Annotated in this window: 12 protein-coding genes; 7 read left to right on the forward strand and 5 right to left on the reverse strand. The window is 70.5% G+C overall.

What is annotated here, in order from left to right; all coding sequences use genetic code 11:
- Positions 1-19: 19 nt before the first annotated feature.
- From G6N75_RS07195 to uvrA, 5 genes are read right to left on the reverse strand one after another with little or no spacing between them, the layout of a single operon-like run.
- Positions 20-265 (reverse strand): hypothetical protein, encoded by a 246-nt coding sequence (locus G6N75_RS07195; protein ID WP_165347678.1) that lies wholly within the window; start codon positions 263-265, stop codon positions 20-22.
- The gene (locus tag G6N75_RS07200) at positions 262-1,764 is read right to left on the reverse strand and encodes a Na+/H+ antiporter NhaC family protein (protein WP_165347679.1); all 1,503 of its coding nucleotides are present in this window, start codon (positions 1,762-1,764) and stop codon (positions 262-264) included. The genes G6N75_RS07195 and G6N75_RS07200 overlap by 4 nt, the downstream gene beginning before the upstream one ends.
- Positions 1,761-2,180 carry a barstar family protein gene (locus G6N75_RS07205; protein ID WP_165347680.1) on the reverse strand — a complete coding sequence of 140 codons (420 nt, stop codon included), beginning with the start codon at positions 2,178-2,180 and terminating at the stop codon, positions 1,761-1,763. Before G6N75_RS07205 ends, G6N75_RS07200 begins: the two co-directional genes overlap by 4 nt.
- Positions 2,177-2,566 carry a ribonuclease domain-containing protein gene (locus G6N75_RS07210; RefSeq protein ID WP_165347681.1) on the reverse strand — a complete coding sequence of 130 codons (390 nt, stop codon included), beginning with the start codon at positions 2,564-2,566 and terminating at the stop codon, positions 2,177-2,179. The genes G6N75_RS07205 and G6N75_RS07210 overlap by 4 nt, the downstream gene beginning before the upstream one ends.
- 4 nt (positions 2,567-2,570) lie before the next feature.
- The gene (gene uvrA, locus G6N75_RS07215) at positions 2,571-5,444 is read right to left on the reverse strand and encodes an excinuclease ABC subunit UvrA (protein ID WP_165347682.1); all 2,874 of its coding nucleotides are present in this window, start codon (positions 5,442-5,444) and stop codon (positions 2,571-2,573) included.
- A gap of 205 nt (positions 5,445-5,649) precedes the next feature.
- Here uvrA and ssb point away from each other — a divergent pair, with 205 nt between their 5' ends.
- From ssb to leuS, 7 genes are read left to right on the forward strand one after another with little or no spacing between them, the layout of a single operon-like run.
- A complete protein-coding gene (gene ssb, locus G6N75_RS07220) occupies positions 5,650-6,099 on the forward strand; it encodes a single-stranded DNA-binding protein (protein WP_165347683.1) in 450 nt (149 codons plus the stop codon).
- Positions 6,100-6,109: 10 nt separating this feature from the next.
- A complete protein-coding gene (gene miaB, locus G6N75_RS07225) occupies positions 6,110-7,477 on the forward strand; it encodes a tRNA (N6-isopentenyl adenosine(37)-C2)-methylthiotransferase MiaB (protein WP_165347684.1) in 1,368 nt (455 codons plus the stop codon).
- Positions 7,478-7,492: 15 nt separating this feature from the next.
- Positions 7,493-8,452, forward strand: coding sequence for a PhoH family protein (locus G6N75_RS07230; RefSeq protein ID WP_165347685.1), 960 nt, complete (start codon positions 7,493-7,495; stop codon positions 8,450-8,452).
- Positions 8,449-8,919: an rRNA maturation RNase YbeY gene (gene ybeY / locus G6N75_RS07235; protein ID WP_165347686.1), complete on the forward strand. Its 471-nt coding sequence runs from the start codon at positions 8,449-8,451 to the stop codon at positions 8,917-8,919. Before G6N75_RS07230 ends, ybeY begins: the two co-directional genes overlap by 4 nt.
- On the forward strand, positions 8,912-9,760 hold the full coding sequence (locus G6N75_RS07240; RefSeq protein WP_165347687.1) for a transporter associated domain-containing protein: 849 nt from the start codon (positions 8,912-8,914) through the stop codon (positions 9,758-9,760). Before ybeY ends, G6N75_RS07240 begins: the two co-directional genes overlap by 8 nt.
- Positions 9,761-9,764: 4 nt before the next feature.
- Positions 9,765-11,279, forward strand: coding sequence for an apolipoprotein N-acyltransferase (gene lnt, locus G6N75_RS07245; RefSeq protein WP_165347688.1), 1,515 nt, complete (start codon positions 9,765-9,767; stop codon positions 11,277-11,279).
- Between the two features lie 31 nt (positions 11,280-11,310).
- Positions 11,311-13,908, forward strand: coding sequence for a leucine--tRNA ligase (leuS, locus tag G6N75_RS07250; RefSeq protein ID WP_165347689.1), 2,598 nt, complete (start codon positions 11,311-11,313; stop codon positions 13,906-13,908).
- Position 13,909: the final 1 nt, after the last annotated feature.

Here is a 13,909-nt window from a genome sequence, read left to right on the forward strand (position 1 = left end):
CGCCGCAGCCGTCGGCGGCTCAGCGCCGCAGCACCGCCTCCCCGACGGCACGGCCCGCGTCGAAACTCTCCACGCGCAGGTCGACCAGCTGGTCGACCTGCCCGGCGGCAGCCCCCTTGACCTGCAGCACGGTGTCGCCAATGCGCACCGTGCCCACGCCGGTGGCCGGGTCGAAACCCGTGAGGTAGGCGCGGATTTCCTCGCCCGGGGCGAAGGCGGGCCGGGTGCTGCGGAACCGCCAGTTGCCGAACAGACCCCTGCTCATGCGCTGCTGCCTCCCTTGCTGATCCGGTCGGTGGTGTACTCGCGGCCGAAACCGGTCCAGGCGGCGAACAGGAACACCGCCACCAGCAGCCAGCCATGGAACACCCAGGGCCAGGCCTGGATCGGCTCCACCACCATCGCGGGAGTGAACCAGTCGTAGGTCGTCACCAGCGCCTGCATCTGGGTGTAGCCCACCAGCACGCCGCCGGCCCAGGGAAAGATGTAGCCCAGCGCCGAGGTGTTGGCGTCGAGGATGTTCGCCCGGCGGTAGCCGTTGAGGTTGAAGCGCTTGCCGATGGTGGCGATGTAGGGCGCGATGGCGATCTGGGCGGCCGTGTTGATGGTGATGGCGGCGTTGATGCCGGCGGTCACCGAGACCATGGTGACTTCGGCGGAGCGCACGCTCTTCGCCACCTTGCGCAGCAGCCAGTCCTGCAGGGCCTGGAAGCCGCCGCCGCGGATCATCACCTGGGCGCCGCCGAGCACCAGCAGGATCAGCACCGCCAGCGTGGCGAAGCCGACCGGCCCGTCGTAGAGGCTGCCGCCCACGCCGGCGGCGGCAGCCGGGACCACCTCGACCAGGGGCCAGCCGCCGAAGGTGGCGGCCGCCCAGCTGTCGGCGGCGACGCGGAAGGCCAGCATGTCGGTGGCCGGCGCCAGCCCGAAGACCAGGTTGATGACGATGGCCAGGATCAGGCCGGCGGAGATCGCCTCGATGATGTGGCGGCCGCGGATGGCCAGCCCGATGACCAGCGCGATCGGCAGCAGGTGGAACAGCCCGCTGGCGTCGGACTGGGCCCGGAACAGCGCCGCGGCGTCGCCGTCGACCATGGCGCCGGAGGAGGCGAAGCCGAAGGCCAGGTAGGCGATGAAGGCCAGCGTGGCGGCGATGATGGCGTACTTGAAGCGGCTCGCGACCACGCCGCCCACGTCGGAGTCCTGGGTGACGGCGCTGACGATGGTGGTGTCGCTGACCGGGGCCAGGTTGTCGCCGAACACGGCGCCCGACAGGATCGCGCCGAACATCAGCACCGGGTCGGCGCCGAGCGCCACGCCGGCCGGGAAGAACAGGGCCACGAAGGCAATCACCGTACCGTAGCCGGTGCCGATGCCGGTGGCGAGCAGCGCGGCAAGCAGGAAGGTCACGGCGGGGAAGAGCGCTGGTCCCAGGCCCAGCGCGTCGGCGAGCCAGCCCAGCCCGTTGACGAAGCCGCCGACCTGCAGCGTGGCGGCGAACATGCCGGCCCACAGCCAGGCCACGATGGCCGTCACGGCCACTTTCTGCGCCATGCCCTCGACCACGGCGTCCGCGTAGGCGCCCCAGTTGCCGCGGACCAGCAGCATGCCCAGCACCAGGCCCACCAGCATGCCGACGATCAGCCCGGCGGTGTCGCCGATGCCCAGCAGGCCGGACTGCACGATGGCCCAGGCGATGAAGAACAGTACCGGCAGGGCGCTGACGGCCTTGCCGCCGCGAAAGCGGATGATGTCGTGGTTCATGTCGCTTCCTTTTCGCCGCTGATGAACACCCAGCAGGGCGTGTTGCGCTCGCGCCAGGCCCGGGCCGCTTCGCTAAAGACCTCGACGGCGACGGCATAGTCGTCCGGCGCGGCGCGGCGCAGGTCGGCGGGGTCATCCAGCACCAGCAGGTAACCCTCGGCCGGCAGCCATTCGAGGTCGCCCAGGCAGTCGGCAAGCGCGTCCCAATTCTGGCCGAACCACCAGGGGAACTCCAGCGCGTCGGCGACCCGGGCCAGGAATTCGGGCTTGCTGCGGCAGCCGGCCAGCTCGATGCGGGCGCAGCAGAGACCGGCCGCCGCGCCGGCCGCCAGCACCGCCTCGACCTCGCCGGGGCCGATGCGGACGAGGCCGGCGGCCGCGGGATCGCGCAGGATCGCCGGGCTCGGCGCCGTCATGGCCCGGTCTCCAGGCGCCGGAAGCTGCGGTAGTGATCCTCGGTGTAGTAATACACCTCCGGCGGGTTGCCGCCGGTGACGATGCGCCGCGCGCCGCGATGTGAAAGGCCGGGCGTGCGCACCGTGTACTCGCGGTAGTAGCCGCGCGGCCGCTGCGGCAGCAGGCCCTCGCGATTCTGGAACACGGTGCCGTCCTGGCGATGCGGGAAAGGCCCGCCCCGCTCGATGAGCTCCAGCGTGGCGATCGCCTCGGGCGGCAGGCCGGCCGGGACCGCTGCGCCTGGCGCAGCTGAAGCGTCCGGAGCGTCCTGCGGCGCCGGCTGCCAGGTGCTGACCAGCACCGCGACGGCGAGCAGGAGCAGCAGCAGCGGCAGGCGCAGTCGCATCGGCCTAGCCGCTCCGCTTGCGCCGCGCGCGCCGGGCCGGCGGCAGGGTGCCGGCCGCCGCCAGGATGGGATGCAGGAACTGGCCGGTGAACGAGTCCTTGCCGGCCGCCACTTCCTCGGGCGTGCCGGCCGCGACCAGGGCGCCGCCGCCGGCCCCGCCTTCGGGCCCGAGGTCGATGATCCAGTCCGCCGTCTTGATCACGTCGAGGTTGTGCTCGATCACCACCACCGTGTTGCCATGATCGCGCAGGCGGCCGAGCACCCCCAGGAGCTGGGCGATGTCGTGGAAGTGCAGGCCGGTGGTGGGCTCGTCCAGGATGTACAGCGTCTTGCCGGTGTCGCGTTTCGACAGCTCCTTGGCCAGCTTGACGCGCTGCGCCTCGCCGCCGGACAGGGTGGTGGCGTTCTGGCCCAGGCGCACGTAGGACAGGCCCACGTCCATCAGCGTCTGCAGCTTGCGCTTGACCACCGGCACGTTGGCGAAGAACCCCAGCGCGTCCTCGACGGTCATTTCGAGGATCTCGTGGATGTTCCTGCCCTTGTAGCGGATTTCCAGCGTTTCGCGGTTGTAGCGCTGGCCCTGGCAGGCGTCGCAGGGCACGTAGATGTCCGGCAGGAAATGCATCTCTACTTTCAGCACCCCGTCGCCCTGGCAGGCCTCGCAGCGCCCGCCCTTGACGTTGAAGCTGAAGCGCCCCGCCTTGTAGCCGCGCGAGCGGGCCTCGGGCGTGCCGGCGAACAGCTCGCGGATGGGGGTGAACAGCCCGCTGTAGGTCGCCGGGTTGGAGCGCGGCGTGCGGCCGATCGGGCTCTGGCTGATGTCGATGACCTTGTCGATGTGCTCCAGCCCCTCGATCCGCTCATGGGGCGAGGGCGTGACGGCGGCGCCGTTGAGCCTCTGGGCCGCGGCGAGGTACAGCGTGTCGTTGATCAGCGTCGACTTGCCGGAGCCGGACACGCCGGTGACGCAGGTCAGCAGGCCGAGGGGAATGGCGGCGTCGATGCCGCGCAGGTTGTTGCCGCGCGCGCCGCGCACCACGATGTCCGCCCCCCGCCGGCGGGGGGTGCGCTGTGGCGGCACCGCGATGGACTTGCGCCCGGACAGGTAGTCCCCGGTCAGCGACTCGGGATCGGCCATGATGTCCGCCGGCTTGCCCTGCGCCACCACGCGGCCGCCGTGCACGCCGGCGCCGGGGCCGATGTCCACGATATGGTCGGCGGTGGCGATCGCTTCCTCGTCGTGCTCCACCACGATCACCGTGTTGCCGAGGTCGCGCAGGTGGAGCAGGGTGGCGAGCAGGCGCTGGTTGTCGCGCTGGTGCAGGCCGATGGACGGCTCGTCGAGGATGTACATGACGCCGACCAGGCCGGAGCCGATCTGGCTGGCCAGGCGGATGCGCTGCGCCTCGCCGCCGGAGAGCGTCTCGGCGCTGCGATCCAGGGTCAGGTAGTCCAGGCCGACGTCGACCAGGAAGCGCAGCCGGTCGGTGATTTCCTTGATGATCTTGCGGGCGACCTCGCCCCGCCAGCCCGGCAGCTCCAGGGTCCGGAAGAACTCGAGCGACTCGCCCACGGCGTCGGCCGTGACCGCCGCCAGCCCGCGGTCCGCCACGAAGACGTGGCGCGCGGCCTGGTTCAGGCGCGTGCCCTGGCAGCTGGGGCAGGGATGGGTGCCGAGGTACTTGGCCAGTTCGTCGCGCACCGCGCCCGACTCGGTTTCCCGGTAGCGCCGCTCCATGTTGGGGATCACGCCTTCGAAGCGGTGCTTGCGCTTTTTCATGCCGCCGCGGCCGTCGAAGTAGGCGAACTCGATCGACTCGTCGCCCGAGCCGAACAGCAGGATCTTGCGGATGCGCGCGGGCAGCTGGTCCCAGGCCGTCTCGACGTCGAAGCCGTAGTGGTCCGCCAGGCTGCGAATGAGCTGGAAATAATAGGCGTTGCGCCGGTCCCAGCCGCGCACGGCACCGCCGGCGAGCGACAGGTGGGGATGGGCCACCACGCGCTCCGGATCGAAGAACTGCTGCACCCCGAGGCCGTCGCAGGTGGCGCAGGCGCCGGCGGGGTTGTTGAAGGAGAACAGCCGCGGCTCGAGCTGGGGGATGCTGTAGCCGCAGACCGGGCAGGCAAAGCGGTCCGAGAACAGCAGCGGCTCGCGCTCCGGCTCGTCCATGAACGCGACCTTGGCACTGCCGTCGGCCAGTTTCAGCGCGGTCTCGAAGGATTCGGCCAGGCGCAGCCGGAGGTCGTCGCGGACCTTGAACCGGTCGATCACGGCCTCGATGGTGTGCTTGCGGCGCAGGTCCAGCGCCGGCGGGTCGTCGAGTTCGCAGACCTCGCCGTCGATGCGCGCCCGGATGAAGCCGCGGCTGCGCAGCTCGGCCAGCAGGTGGGTGTGCTCGCCCTTGCGGTCGCGCACCACCGGCGCCAGCAGGATCAGGCGCGTGCCTTCAGGCAGCGCGAGCGCCTGGTCGACCATCTGGCTGACGGTCTGCGCCTCCAGCTTCTCCTGGTGCTCGGGGCAGCGCGGCGTCCCCGCCCGGGCGTAGAGCAGCCGCAGGTAATCGTAGATCTCGGTGACGGTCCCGACCGTCGAGCGGGGGTTGTGGGAGGTCGATTTCTGCTCGATCGAGATGGCCGGGGACAGGCCCTCGATGGACTCGACGTCCGGCTTCTCCATCATGGACAGGAACTGCCGGGCGTAGGCCGACAGCGATTCCACGTAGCGGCGCTGCCCCTCGGCGTAGATGGTGTCGAAGGCCAGCGAGGACTTGCCGGAGCCCGACAGCCCGGTGACGACGATCAGCTGGTCCCGCGGCAGGTCGAGATCCACCGCCTTGAGATTGTGGGTGCGCGCGCCGCGAATGCGGATGGTGTCCATGGCTTCCGTCTGGCTCGGCCGAACTCATTACTATACGCAGAAATGCCGGCGCTGCGCTGCCCGCCGTGCTGCCGCGTTTTCGACCCTGGTCAAGGGTCGGTTTCCGGCCGGCGCGCGTGAGATTCGGCCCTGTTCAGGCTAGACTAAAAGGCTATTCTTCGAGTCCGGGCAAGCGGTCCGGCAACACGACGAGCGAGGGACGCACATGGCGCGCGGCATCAACAAGGTCATCCTGGTGGGCAACCTGGGCGCGGATCCGGAGTCACGGACCACCCCCGGCGGGCTGACCGTCACCAATTTCAACGTGGCGACCAGCGACCGCCGCAGGGACAAGCAGAGCGGCGACTGGGTCGAGGAGACCGAGTGGCACCGCATCGTGATGTTCGACAAGCTCGCCGAGACGGCGCGGGAATACCTGCGCAAGGGCTCGCAGGTGTATATCGAGGGCAAGATCCAGACGCGCAAGTGGCAGGACAAGGAAGGCCAGGACCGCTACACCACCGAGATCATCGCGCGCGACATGCAGATGCTGGGCGGCCGGCCCGGCGGCAGCGCGCCCGTGAGCCGCGACGACGACTACGGCAGCCGGTCCTCGGGCAGTTCCTCGGCGGGCAGCCGCAAGGAAGAGCCCTTCGAGGACGATATCCCCTTCTGACGCCGACCCGATGAACGCACAGCAGCCCGGCGGCAAGCTCTTCATCCGCACTTTCGGGTGCCAGATGAACGAGTATGATTCGTCGAAGATGGCGGACGTGCTGCGCGCCTCCCACGGCTTCGAGCCCGCCGCCACGCCGGAAGAGGCGGACGTGCTGCTGCTCAATACCTGCTCGATCCGCGAGAAGGCGCAGGAGAAAGTGTTCTCCCTGCTGGGCCGCTGGCGGGAATTGAAGGCGGCGCGGCCGGGCGTGGTGATCGGGGTGGGCGGCTGCGTCGCCAGCCAGGAGGGCGAGGCGATTCTCCAGCGCGCGCCCTTCGTCGACCTGGTGTTCGGCCCGCAGACGCTGCACCGGCTGCCCGCGATGCTCGAGGACGTGCGCGGCCGCGGCCGGCCGGCGGTGGACGTGTCCTTCCCCGAGATCGAGAAGTTCGACCGGCTGCCGGAGCCGCGGGCGGACGGCCCGACGGCTTTCGTCTCGGTGATGGAGGGCTGCAGCAAGTACTGCAGTTTCTGCGTCGTGCCTTACACGCGCGGCGAGGAGGTCAGCCGGCCCTTCGACGACGTGATCGTCGAGGTCGCGCAGCTGGCGGCGCAGGGCGTGCGCGAAATCAACCTGCTGGGCCAGAACGTGAACGCCTATCGCGGCCCGATGCACGACGGCACCCTGGCCGACCTGGCGGCGCTGATCCGCTACGTGGCCGCGGTCGACGGGATCGACCGGATCCGCTTCACCACCTCGCACCCGGTGGAGTTCACCGACAGCCTGGTGGAGGCCTACGCCGAGGTGCCCGAGCTGGCGCCCTTCCTGCATCTCCCGGTGCAGAGCGGCGCCGACCGGGTGCTGGCGATGATGAAGCGCGGCCACACGGCGCTGGAGTATCGCCAGAAGATCCGGCGGGTGCGGGAGGCGCGCCCCGGGATCAGCATCAGCTCGGATTTCATCGTTGGCTTCCCGGGCGAGACGCAGCAGGACTTCGACCAGACCATGCAGCTGATCGAGGGCGTGGGCTTCGACCAGTCCTTCAGCTTCATCTACAGCCGCCGCCCCGGCACGCCCGCGGCCTCGCTGCCGGACGACGTGACCGCGGCGGAGAAGCAGCGCCGCCTGGCCCTGCTCCAGCACCGGGTCAGCCAGCAGGCTGCCGCCATCAGCGCGGCCATGGTGGGCGGCGTGGAGCGGGTGCTGGTGGAGCGGCCGTCGCGCAAGAGCCCGCGCCAGCTGGCGGGCCGCACCGGCAACATGCGCTGGGTGAACTTCGACGGCGACGCGGGCCTCATCGGCCGCTTCGTCGACGTGCAGATCACCGAGGCCCTGCCCAACTCGCTGCGCGGGCGCGTGGTCGCGGTCGAGGACGCGCTGCCCCGCTCCGCCTGAAGCCCTGGAACGCCGTTGAACGACAATCTCATCAGGGACCTGGTACTCGAGCCGGCCGACAACCAGCGCCTCGCCAACCTGTGCGGCCAGTTCGACGAGCACCTGAAGCAGATCGAGCGCCGGCTCGAGGTGCAGATCCGCCCGCGCGGCAACCTGTTCCAGCTCGAGGGCCCCGAGCCTGCCGTGGCGGCCGCCGAGCGGCTGCTGGTGAGCCTGTTCGAGCAGGCGGCGGACGAGAGCATCAGCCCGCAGACGGTGCACACCGGGCTGCAGGAGGCCGGGATGCACGCCCCCGCGGACGAACACGGGCCGCAGGAGATCCGGACCCGCCGCGGCGCGATCCGGGGCCGCGGCCCCAACCAGGCCCGCTACCTGCGCTCCATGCGCGAGCACGACCTGTGTTTCGGCATCGGGCCGGCGGGCACCGGCAAGACCTACCTGGCGGTGGCCCGTGCGGTCGAGGCGCTGGAAACCGACGAGGTGCGCCGGATCGTGCTGGTCCGGCCGGCGGTCGAGGCCGGCGAGCGCCTGGGCTTCCTGCCCGGCGACATGTCGCAAAAGGTGGACCCCTACCTGCGCCCGATGTACGACGCGCTCTACGAGATGCTTGGTTTCGAGCGGGTGGCGAAACTGATCGAGCGCCACGTGATCGAGATCGCGCCGCTGGCCTTCATGCGGGGCCGCACGCTGAACGAGGCTTTCGTGATCCTGGACGAGGCCCAGAACACCACCGTGGAGCAGATGAAGATGTTCCTCACCAGGATCGGCTTCGGCTCCAGGGCGGTGGTGACCGGCGACATCACCCAGACGGACCTGCCGGCGAGCAAGACCTCGGGCCTGCGGCACGCGGCGCGCGTGCTGGCGGAAGTCGAGGGCGTCGGCTTCACCCGGTTCACCGCCCGCGACGTGGTCCGCCATCCCCTGGTGCAGCGCATCGTCGAGGCCTACGAGCGGCACCACGGGGACGAGGGGTGAGCGTGCGCATCGACGTGCAGGTCGCCGGCGGCCGCAGCGGGCTGCCGAGCGTCGCCAAGCTGCGCCACTGGGCGCGCTCCGCGCTGGCCGGGCGGCGCGCCACTGCGGAGCTCAGCCTGCGCATCGTCGATGCGCCGGAGAGCCAGGCGCTGAACCGCCAGTTCCGCGGCAAGGACCAGCCGACCAACGTGCTGGCCTTCCCGGCCGACCTGCCGCCGGAGCTGGAACTGCCGCTGCTGGGCGATGTCGTAATCTGTCGCGAGGTGGTGGCCGCCGAGGCCGCCGCGCAGGGCAAGCCGGCCGAAGCCCATTGGGCGCACATGGTGATTCACGGTACCCTGCACCTGCTGGGCTTCGACCACCAGGAGCCGGCGCAGGCCGCTGAGATGGAGGCCGCGGAAACCGAGCTCCTCGCCGAGCTGGGCTGGCCCGACCCCTACCAGGAGAACGACCCGCATCATGGCTGAAGACCAACCTCCGAGTACCAGCGGGCGCCGGCCCGGCCTCCTGGGCCGGCTTGCCGACGCCTTCCGGGTCGCGCCCCGCACCCGGGACGACCTGATGGACATCCTGCGCGAGGCGCGCGGCCACGACATCCTCGATGTCGACGAGCACCAGATGCTCGAGGGCGTGCTGGAAGTCTCGACCATGCAGGTTCGCGACATCATGATCCCGCGCGGCCAGATGGTCGTGCTCGAGCGCGATGCCAGCCCGCAGGAGATGCTGGCGGTGATCATCGACTCCGGCCACTCCCGCTTTCCCGTGATCGCCGACGATCGTGACGAGGTGGTCGGCATCCTGCTGGCCAAGGACCTGCTGCGCTTTTTCGCCGAGGAGGACCAGCAGCGTTTCCGCGTCAAGGAATGCCTGCGGCCGGCGGTCTTCATCCCCGAGAGCAAGCGGTTGAACGTGCTGCTGAAGGAATTCCGCCACAGCCACAACCACATGGCGATCGTGGTGGACGAGTACGGCGGCGTCTCGGGGCTGCTGACCATCGAGGACGTGCTCGAGCAGATCGTCGGCGAGATCGACGACGAGCACGACCCCGACGAGGAAGTGCTGATCGTGCCCGAGCGCGAGCACAGCTGGCGGGTGGATGCGCTGGCGCGGATCGAGGATGTCAACGAGGAGCTCGGGACGGATTTCAGCGACGAGGACTACGACACGGTCGGCGGCCTCGTGATGCACGAGCTCGGGCGCTTGCCGCGCAAGGGCGAGACGCTGAACTTCGGCGGGCTGCGCTTCACCGTGCTGCGCGCCGACCGGCGCCGCATCCATTCCGTCCGGCTGCGGCGCGTGACCGATTGAGCTGATGCCGGAGCGGCCCCAAGACGGGATCCGGTCCCGCCTGCCGCTCGGCGAGCTCGGCGCGCTGCTGGCCGGCCTGGTCCTGCCGCTGGCCTTCGCGCCGTGGGGCTGGTGGGCCCTGGCCCTGCTTTCCCCGGCGCTCCTGTTCCTCTGCTGGCGGGGCGCGCCCCCCGGGCGGGCGGCCTGGCGCGGCTTCCTCTACGGCTTCGCGGCGTTCCTGTCGGGCACCTGGTGGACGTTCGTCTCGGTGCACGAGTTCGGCCAGGCGCCCGCGGTGCTGGCCGGCTTTCTCACCCTGGCGCTGGCAGCCGCGATGGCCGCCTATTACGCGCTGCTGGGTTGGGCCGCGGCGCGCTGGCTGCCCGCCGCGGGAATGACCCGCTGGCTGCTCGGGCTGCCGGCCGCCTGGGTCCTGCTGGAGTGGCTCCGCGGCTGGTTCCTGAGCGGCTTCCCCTGGCTCAGCCTGGGCTACAGCCAGACCGACTCGGTGCTGGGCGCGCTGGCGCCGCTGGGCGGCGTGTACGGGCTCAGCTGGGTCGCGGCGCTGGGCGCCGGCGCGCTGGTGACGCTGGCGGTCGAGGACCTGCGCCGTCGCGCGGTCGCGGCCGCCGTGCTGTTCGCGCTGTTCGCGGCCGCCGCTGCGGCCGACCGGCAGGCCTGGACCGAGCCGGCCGGCCCGCCGCTGCGGGCGGCCATGATCCAGGGCGCCGTGGGCCAGGACGAGAAATGGCTGGAGACGCAGCTGGAGCCGACCCGCGAGCTGTACCTGGGGCTGACCGAGCCGTACTGGGGCATCGAGCTCTTGATCTGGCCCGAGGCGGCGCTGCCGACCCTGTTGCACGAGGAGCTCGATTTCCTGGCGGAGCTCGACGAGCGCGCGCGGGCGGCCGGCAGCGAGCTGCTGATGGGCATCCTGCAGTGGGACCGGCGCAGCGGGCAGTACTACAACACCCTGGTGTCGCTGGGCGGAGAGCCGGAGATCTACCGCAAGCGCCAGCTGGTGCCCTTCGGCGAGTACTTCCCGGTGCCGGATTTCGTGCGCCAGGTGATGCGCATGATGAGCCTGCCCTACAGCGACATCGCCCCGGGACCGCCCGATCCCGGGCCGATGACGCTGGCCGGCGTGCCCGTCGCGCCCACCATTTGCTACGAAGATGCCTTCGGGGCCCAGCAGCGGGTGTTCTTTCCGGCCGCCGAGCTGCTGGTGAACGTCAGCAACGACGCCTGGTTCGGCGACACCGTGGCGCCCCACCAGCACCTGCAGATCGCGCGCCTGCGGGCGATGGAGACCGGCCGCTGGATGCTGCGGGCCACCAACAACGGCATCACCGCCGTGATCGACCCGCGCGGGCGGCTGGTGCAGCGCTCGCGCCAGTTCGTGCCCGAGGTCGTGGTGGCCGAGGTGGTGCCGATGCGCGGCGTGACGCCCTGGCTGCGCCTGGGGGACTTGCCGCTGGCCGCCGCGGCCGCCCTGCTGTGCCTGTTGGCCGCTTTGCGCCGCTACCGGGCGGGGCGGTAATCTTGGCAGCTTGATTTCAGCGAAGCCCGCCATGGACCCCATCTACAAGCCGGAAGTCATCGAGCCCGAGGCCCAGCGCTACTGGGACGAGTCGCGCTGTTTCGAGGCCAACGAAGATCCCTCGAAAGAGAAATTCTATTGCCTGTGCATGTTCCCCTATCCCAGCGGGCGCCTGCACATGGGCCATGTCCGCAACTACACCATCGGCGACGTGGTCAGCCGCTACCAGCGGATGCAGGGCAAGAACGTGCTCCAGCCCATGGGCTGGGACGCCTTCGGCCTGCCGGCCGAGAACGCGGCGATCAAGAACCAGGTGCCGCCCGCGCAGTGGACCCGCGACAACATCGCCCACATGCGGGCCCAGCTGCGCCGCCTCGGCTTCGCCTACGACTGGCGCCGCGAGCTGGCGACCTGCAACCCGGACTACTACCGCTGGGAACAGTGGTTCTTCCTGCGGCTGTACGAGAAGGGCCTGGTCTACAAGTCGTCCTCGACGGTGAACTGGGACCCGGTGGACCAGACCGTGCTGGCCAACGAGCAGGTGATCGACGGGCGCGGCTGGCGTTCGGGCGCGCTGGTCGAGCGCCGCGAGATCCCGCAGTGGTTCCTGAAGATCACGGCCTACGCCGACGAATTGCTGGAGTGCCTGGACCGGCTGCCGGGCTGGCCGGAGCAGGTCCGCGCCATGCAGGCGAACTGGATCGGCCGCTCCGAGGGCCTGGAGCTGGATTTCGCCCTGGCCCAGGCGCCGGTGGCGGGCTACGAGGCGCTGACCGTGTTCACCACGCGGCCGGACACGCTCTACGGCGTCACCTACATGGCGGTGGCGGCCGAGCACCCGCTGGCCGTGCACGCGGCGCAGGGCCGGCCCGAGCTGGGAGAGTTCCTCGCCGAGTGCCGCCGCGCGCATACCACCGAGGCCGCGCTGGAAACCATGGAGAAGCGCGGCATGCCGCTGGGCGTGAGCGTGATCCATCCGCTCACCGGCGAGGAAGTGCCGGTCTGGGTCGCCAATTTCGTGCTGATGGGCTACGGCACCGGCGCGGTGATGGCGGTCCCCGGCCACGACAGGCGGGACTGGGAATTCGCCACCAGGTACCAGCTGCCGATCCGCCAGGTGATCGCGCCCGCCGACGGCGGCAAGGTCGATCTCGCCGAGGGCGCTTACGTGGACTACGGCGTGCTGGTGAACTCCGGCGAGTTCGACGGCATGACCTCGGCCGAGGCGTTCGCGGGCCTGGCGGCCAGGCTGGAAGGCGAGAACCGCGGCCGCCGCCGGGTGAACTACCGCCTGCGCGACTGGAGCGTGTCGCGGCAGCGCTACTGGGGCTGCCCGGTGCCGATGATCGACTGCCCGTCCTGCGGCTCCGTGCCGGTGCCCGACGAGCAGCTGCCGGTGCGGCTGCCGGAGGACGTGACCCTGTCCGGCGCCGGCTCGCCGCTCAAGCACATGGACGAGTTCGTCAAGGTCGACTGCCCGCGCTGCGGCGGGCCCGCGCGGCGCGAAACCGACACTTTCGACACCTTCTTCGAGTCGTCCTGGTACTACGCGCGTTATTGCTGCGCCGACCAGGACCAGGCCATGCTGGATGACCGGGCGCGCTACTGGCTGCCCGTCGACCAGTACATCGGCGGCATCGAGCACGCCATCCTGCACCTGCTCTATGCCCGCTTCTTCCACAAGCTGATGCGCGACGAGGGGCTGGTGGACGGCGACGAGCCCTTCACCAACCTGTTGACCCAGGGCATGGTGCTGGCCGATTCCTTCTACCGCGAGGACGAGAAGGGCGGGCGCACCTGGTACAACCCGGCCGAGGTCGAAGTGCAGCGGGACGAGAAGGGCAGGGTGATCGCCGCGACCCTGGCCGCCGACGGCGGGCCGGTGGAACTCGGCGGCATCGGCACCATGTCGAAGTCCAAGAACAACGGTGTCGACCCGCAGGCGCTGATCGACCGCTACGGGGCCGACACCGTGCGCCTGTTCACCATGTTCGCCGCGCCGCCGGAGCAGAGCCTCGAATGGTCGGACACGGGCGTGGAGGGCGCGCACCGCTTCATGAAGCGGCTGTGGCGGCTGGTGCAGGAACACGTCAGCGCCGGCCCGGCGCCCGCGCTCGACGTCGCGGCCCTGGACGACGCCCAGCGCGAGCTGCGCCGTCACCTGCATGCGGCTATCGCCAAGGTCAGCGACGACGTCGGCCGGCGCTATACCTTCAATACCGCCATCGCGGCGATGATGGAGCTGCTCAACGCGCTCGGCCGCCATGCCGGGGACAGTCCCCAGGACCGGGCCTTGCGCCAGGAGATCTGCGAGGCCGTGGTGTTGATGCTGTCGCCCATCGTGCCGCACGCCTGCCATGCGCTGTGGACGGCGCTGGGCAAGACCGGCTCCGTGGTCGACCAGCCCTGGCCGCAGCACGATCCCGCGGCGCTGGTGCGCGACGAGGTCGAACTGGTGGTGCAGGTGCAGGGCAAGCTGCGCGGCCGCATCCGCGTGGCGCGCGACGCGCCGGAGGAGGCCATTCGCACGGCGGCGCTGGCGGAGGACAACGTGGCCCGCTTCGTTGACGGCCGCCCGGTGCGCAAGGTGATCGTCGTCCCCGGGCGGCTGGTCAACATCGTGGTCTGAG

It is taken from the genome of Thioalkalivibrio sp. XN8 (genome assembly GCF_011058255.1).
Classification (GTDB): domain Bacteria; phylum Pseudomonadota; class Gammaproteobacteria; order Steroidobacterales; family XN24; genus XN24.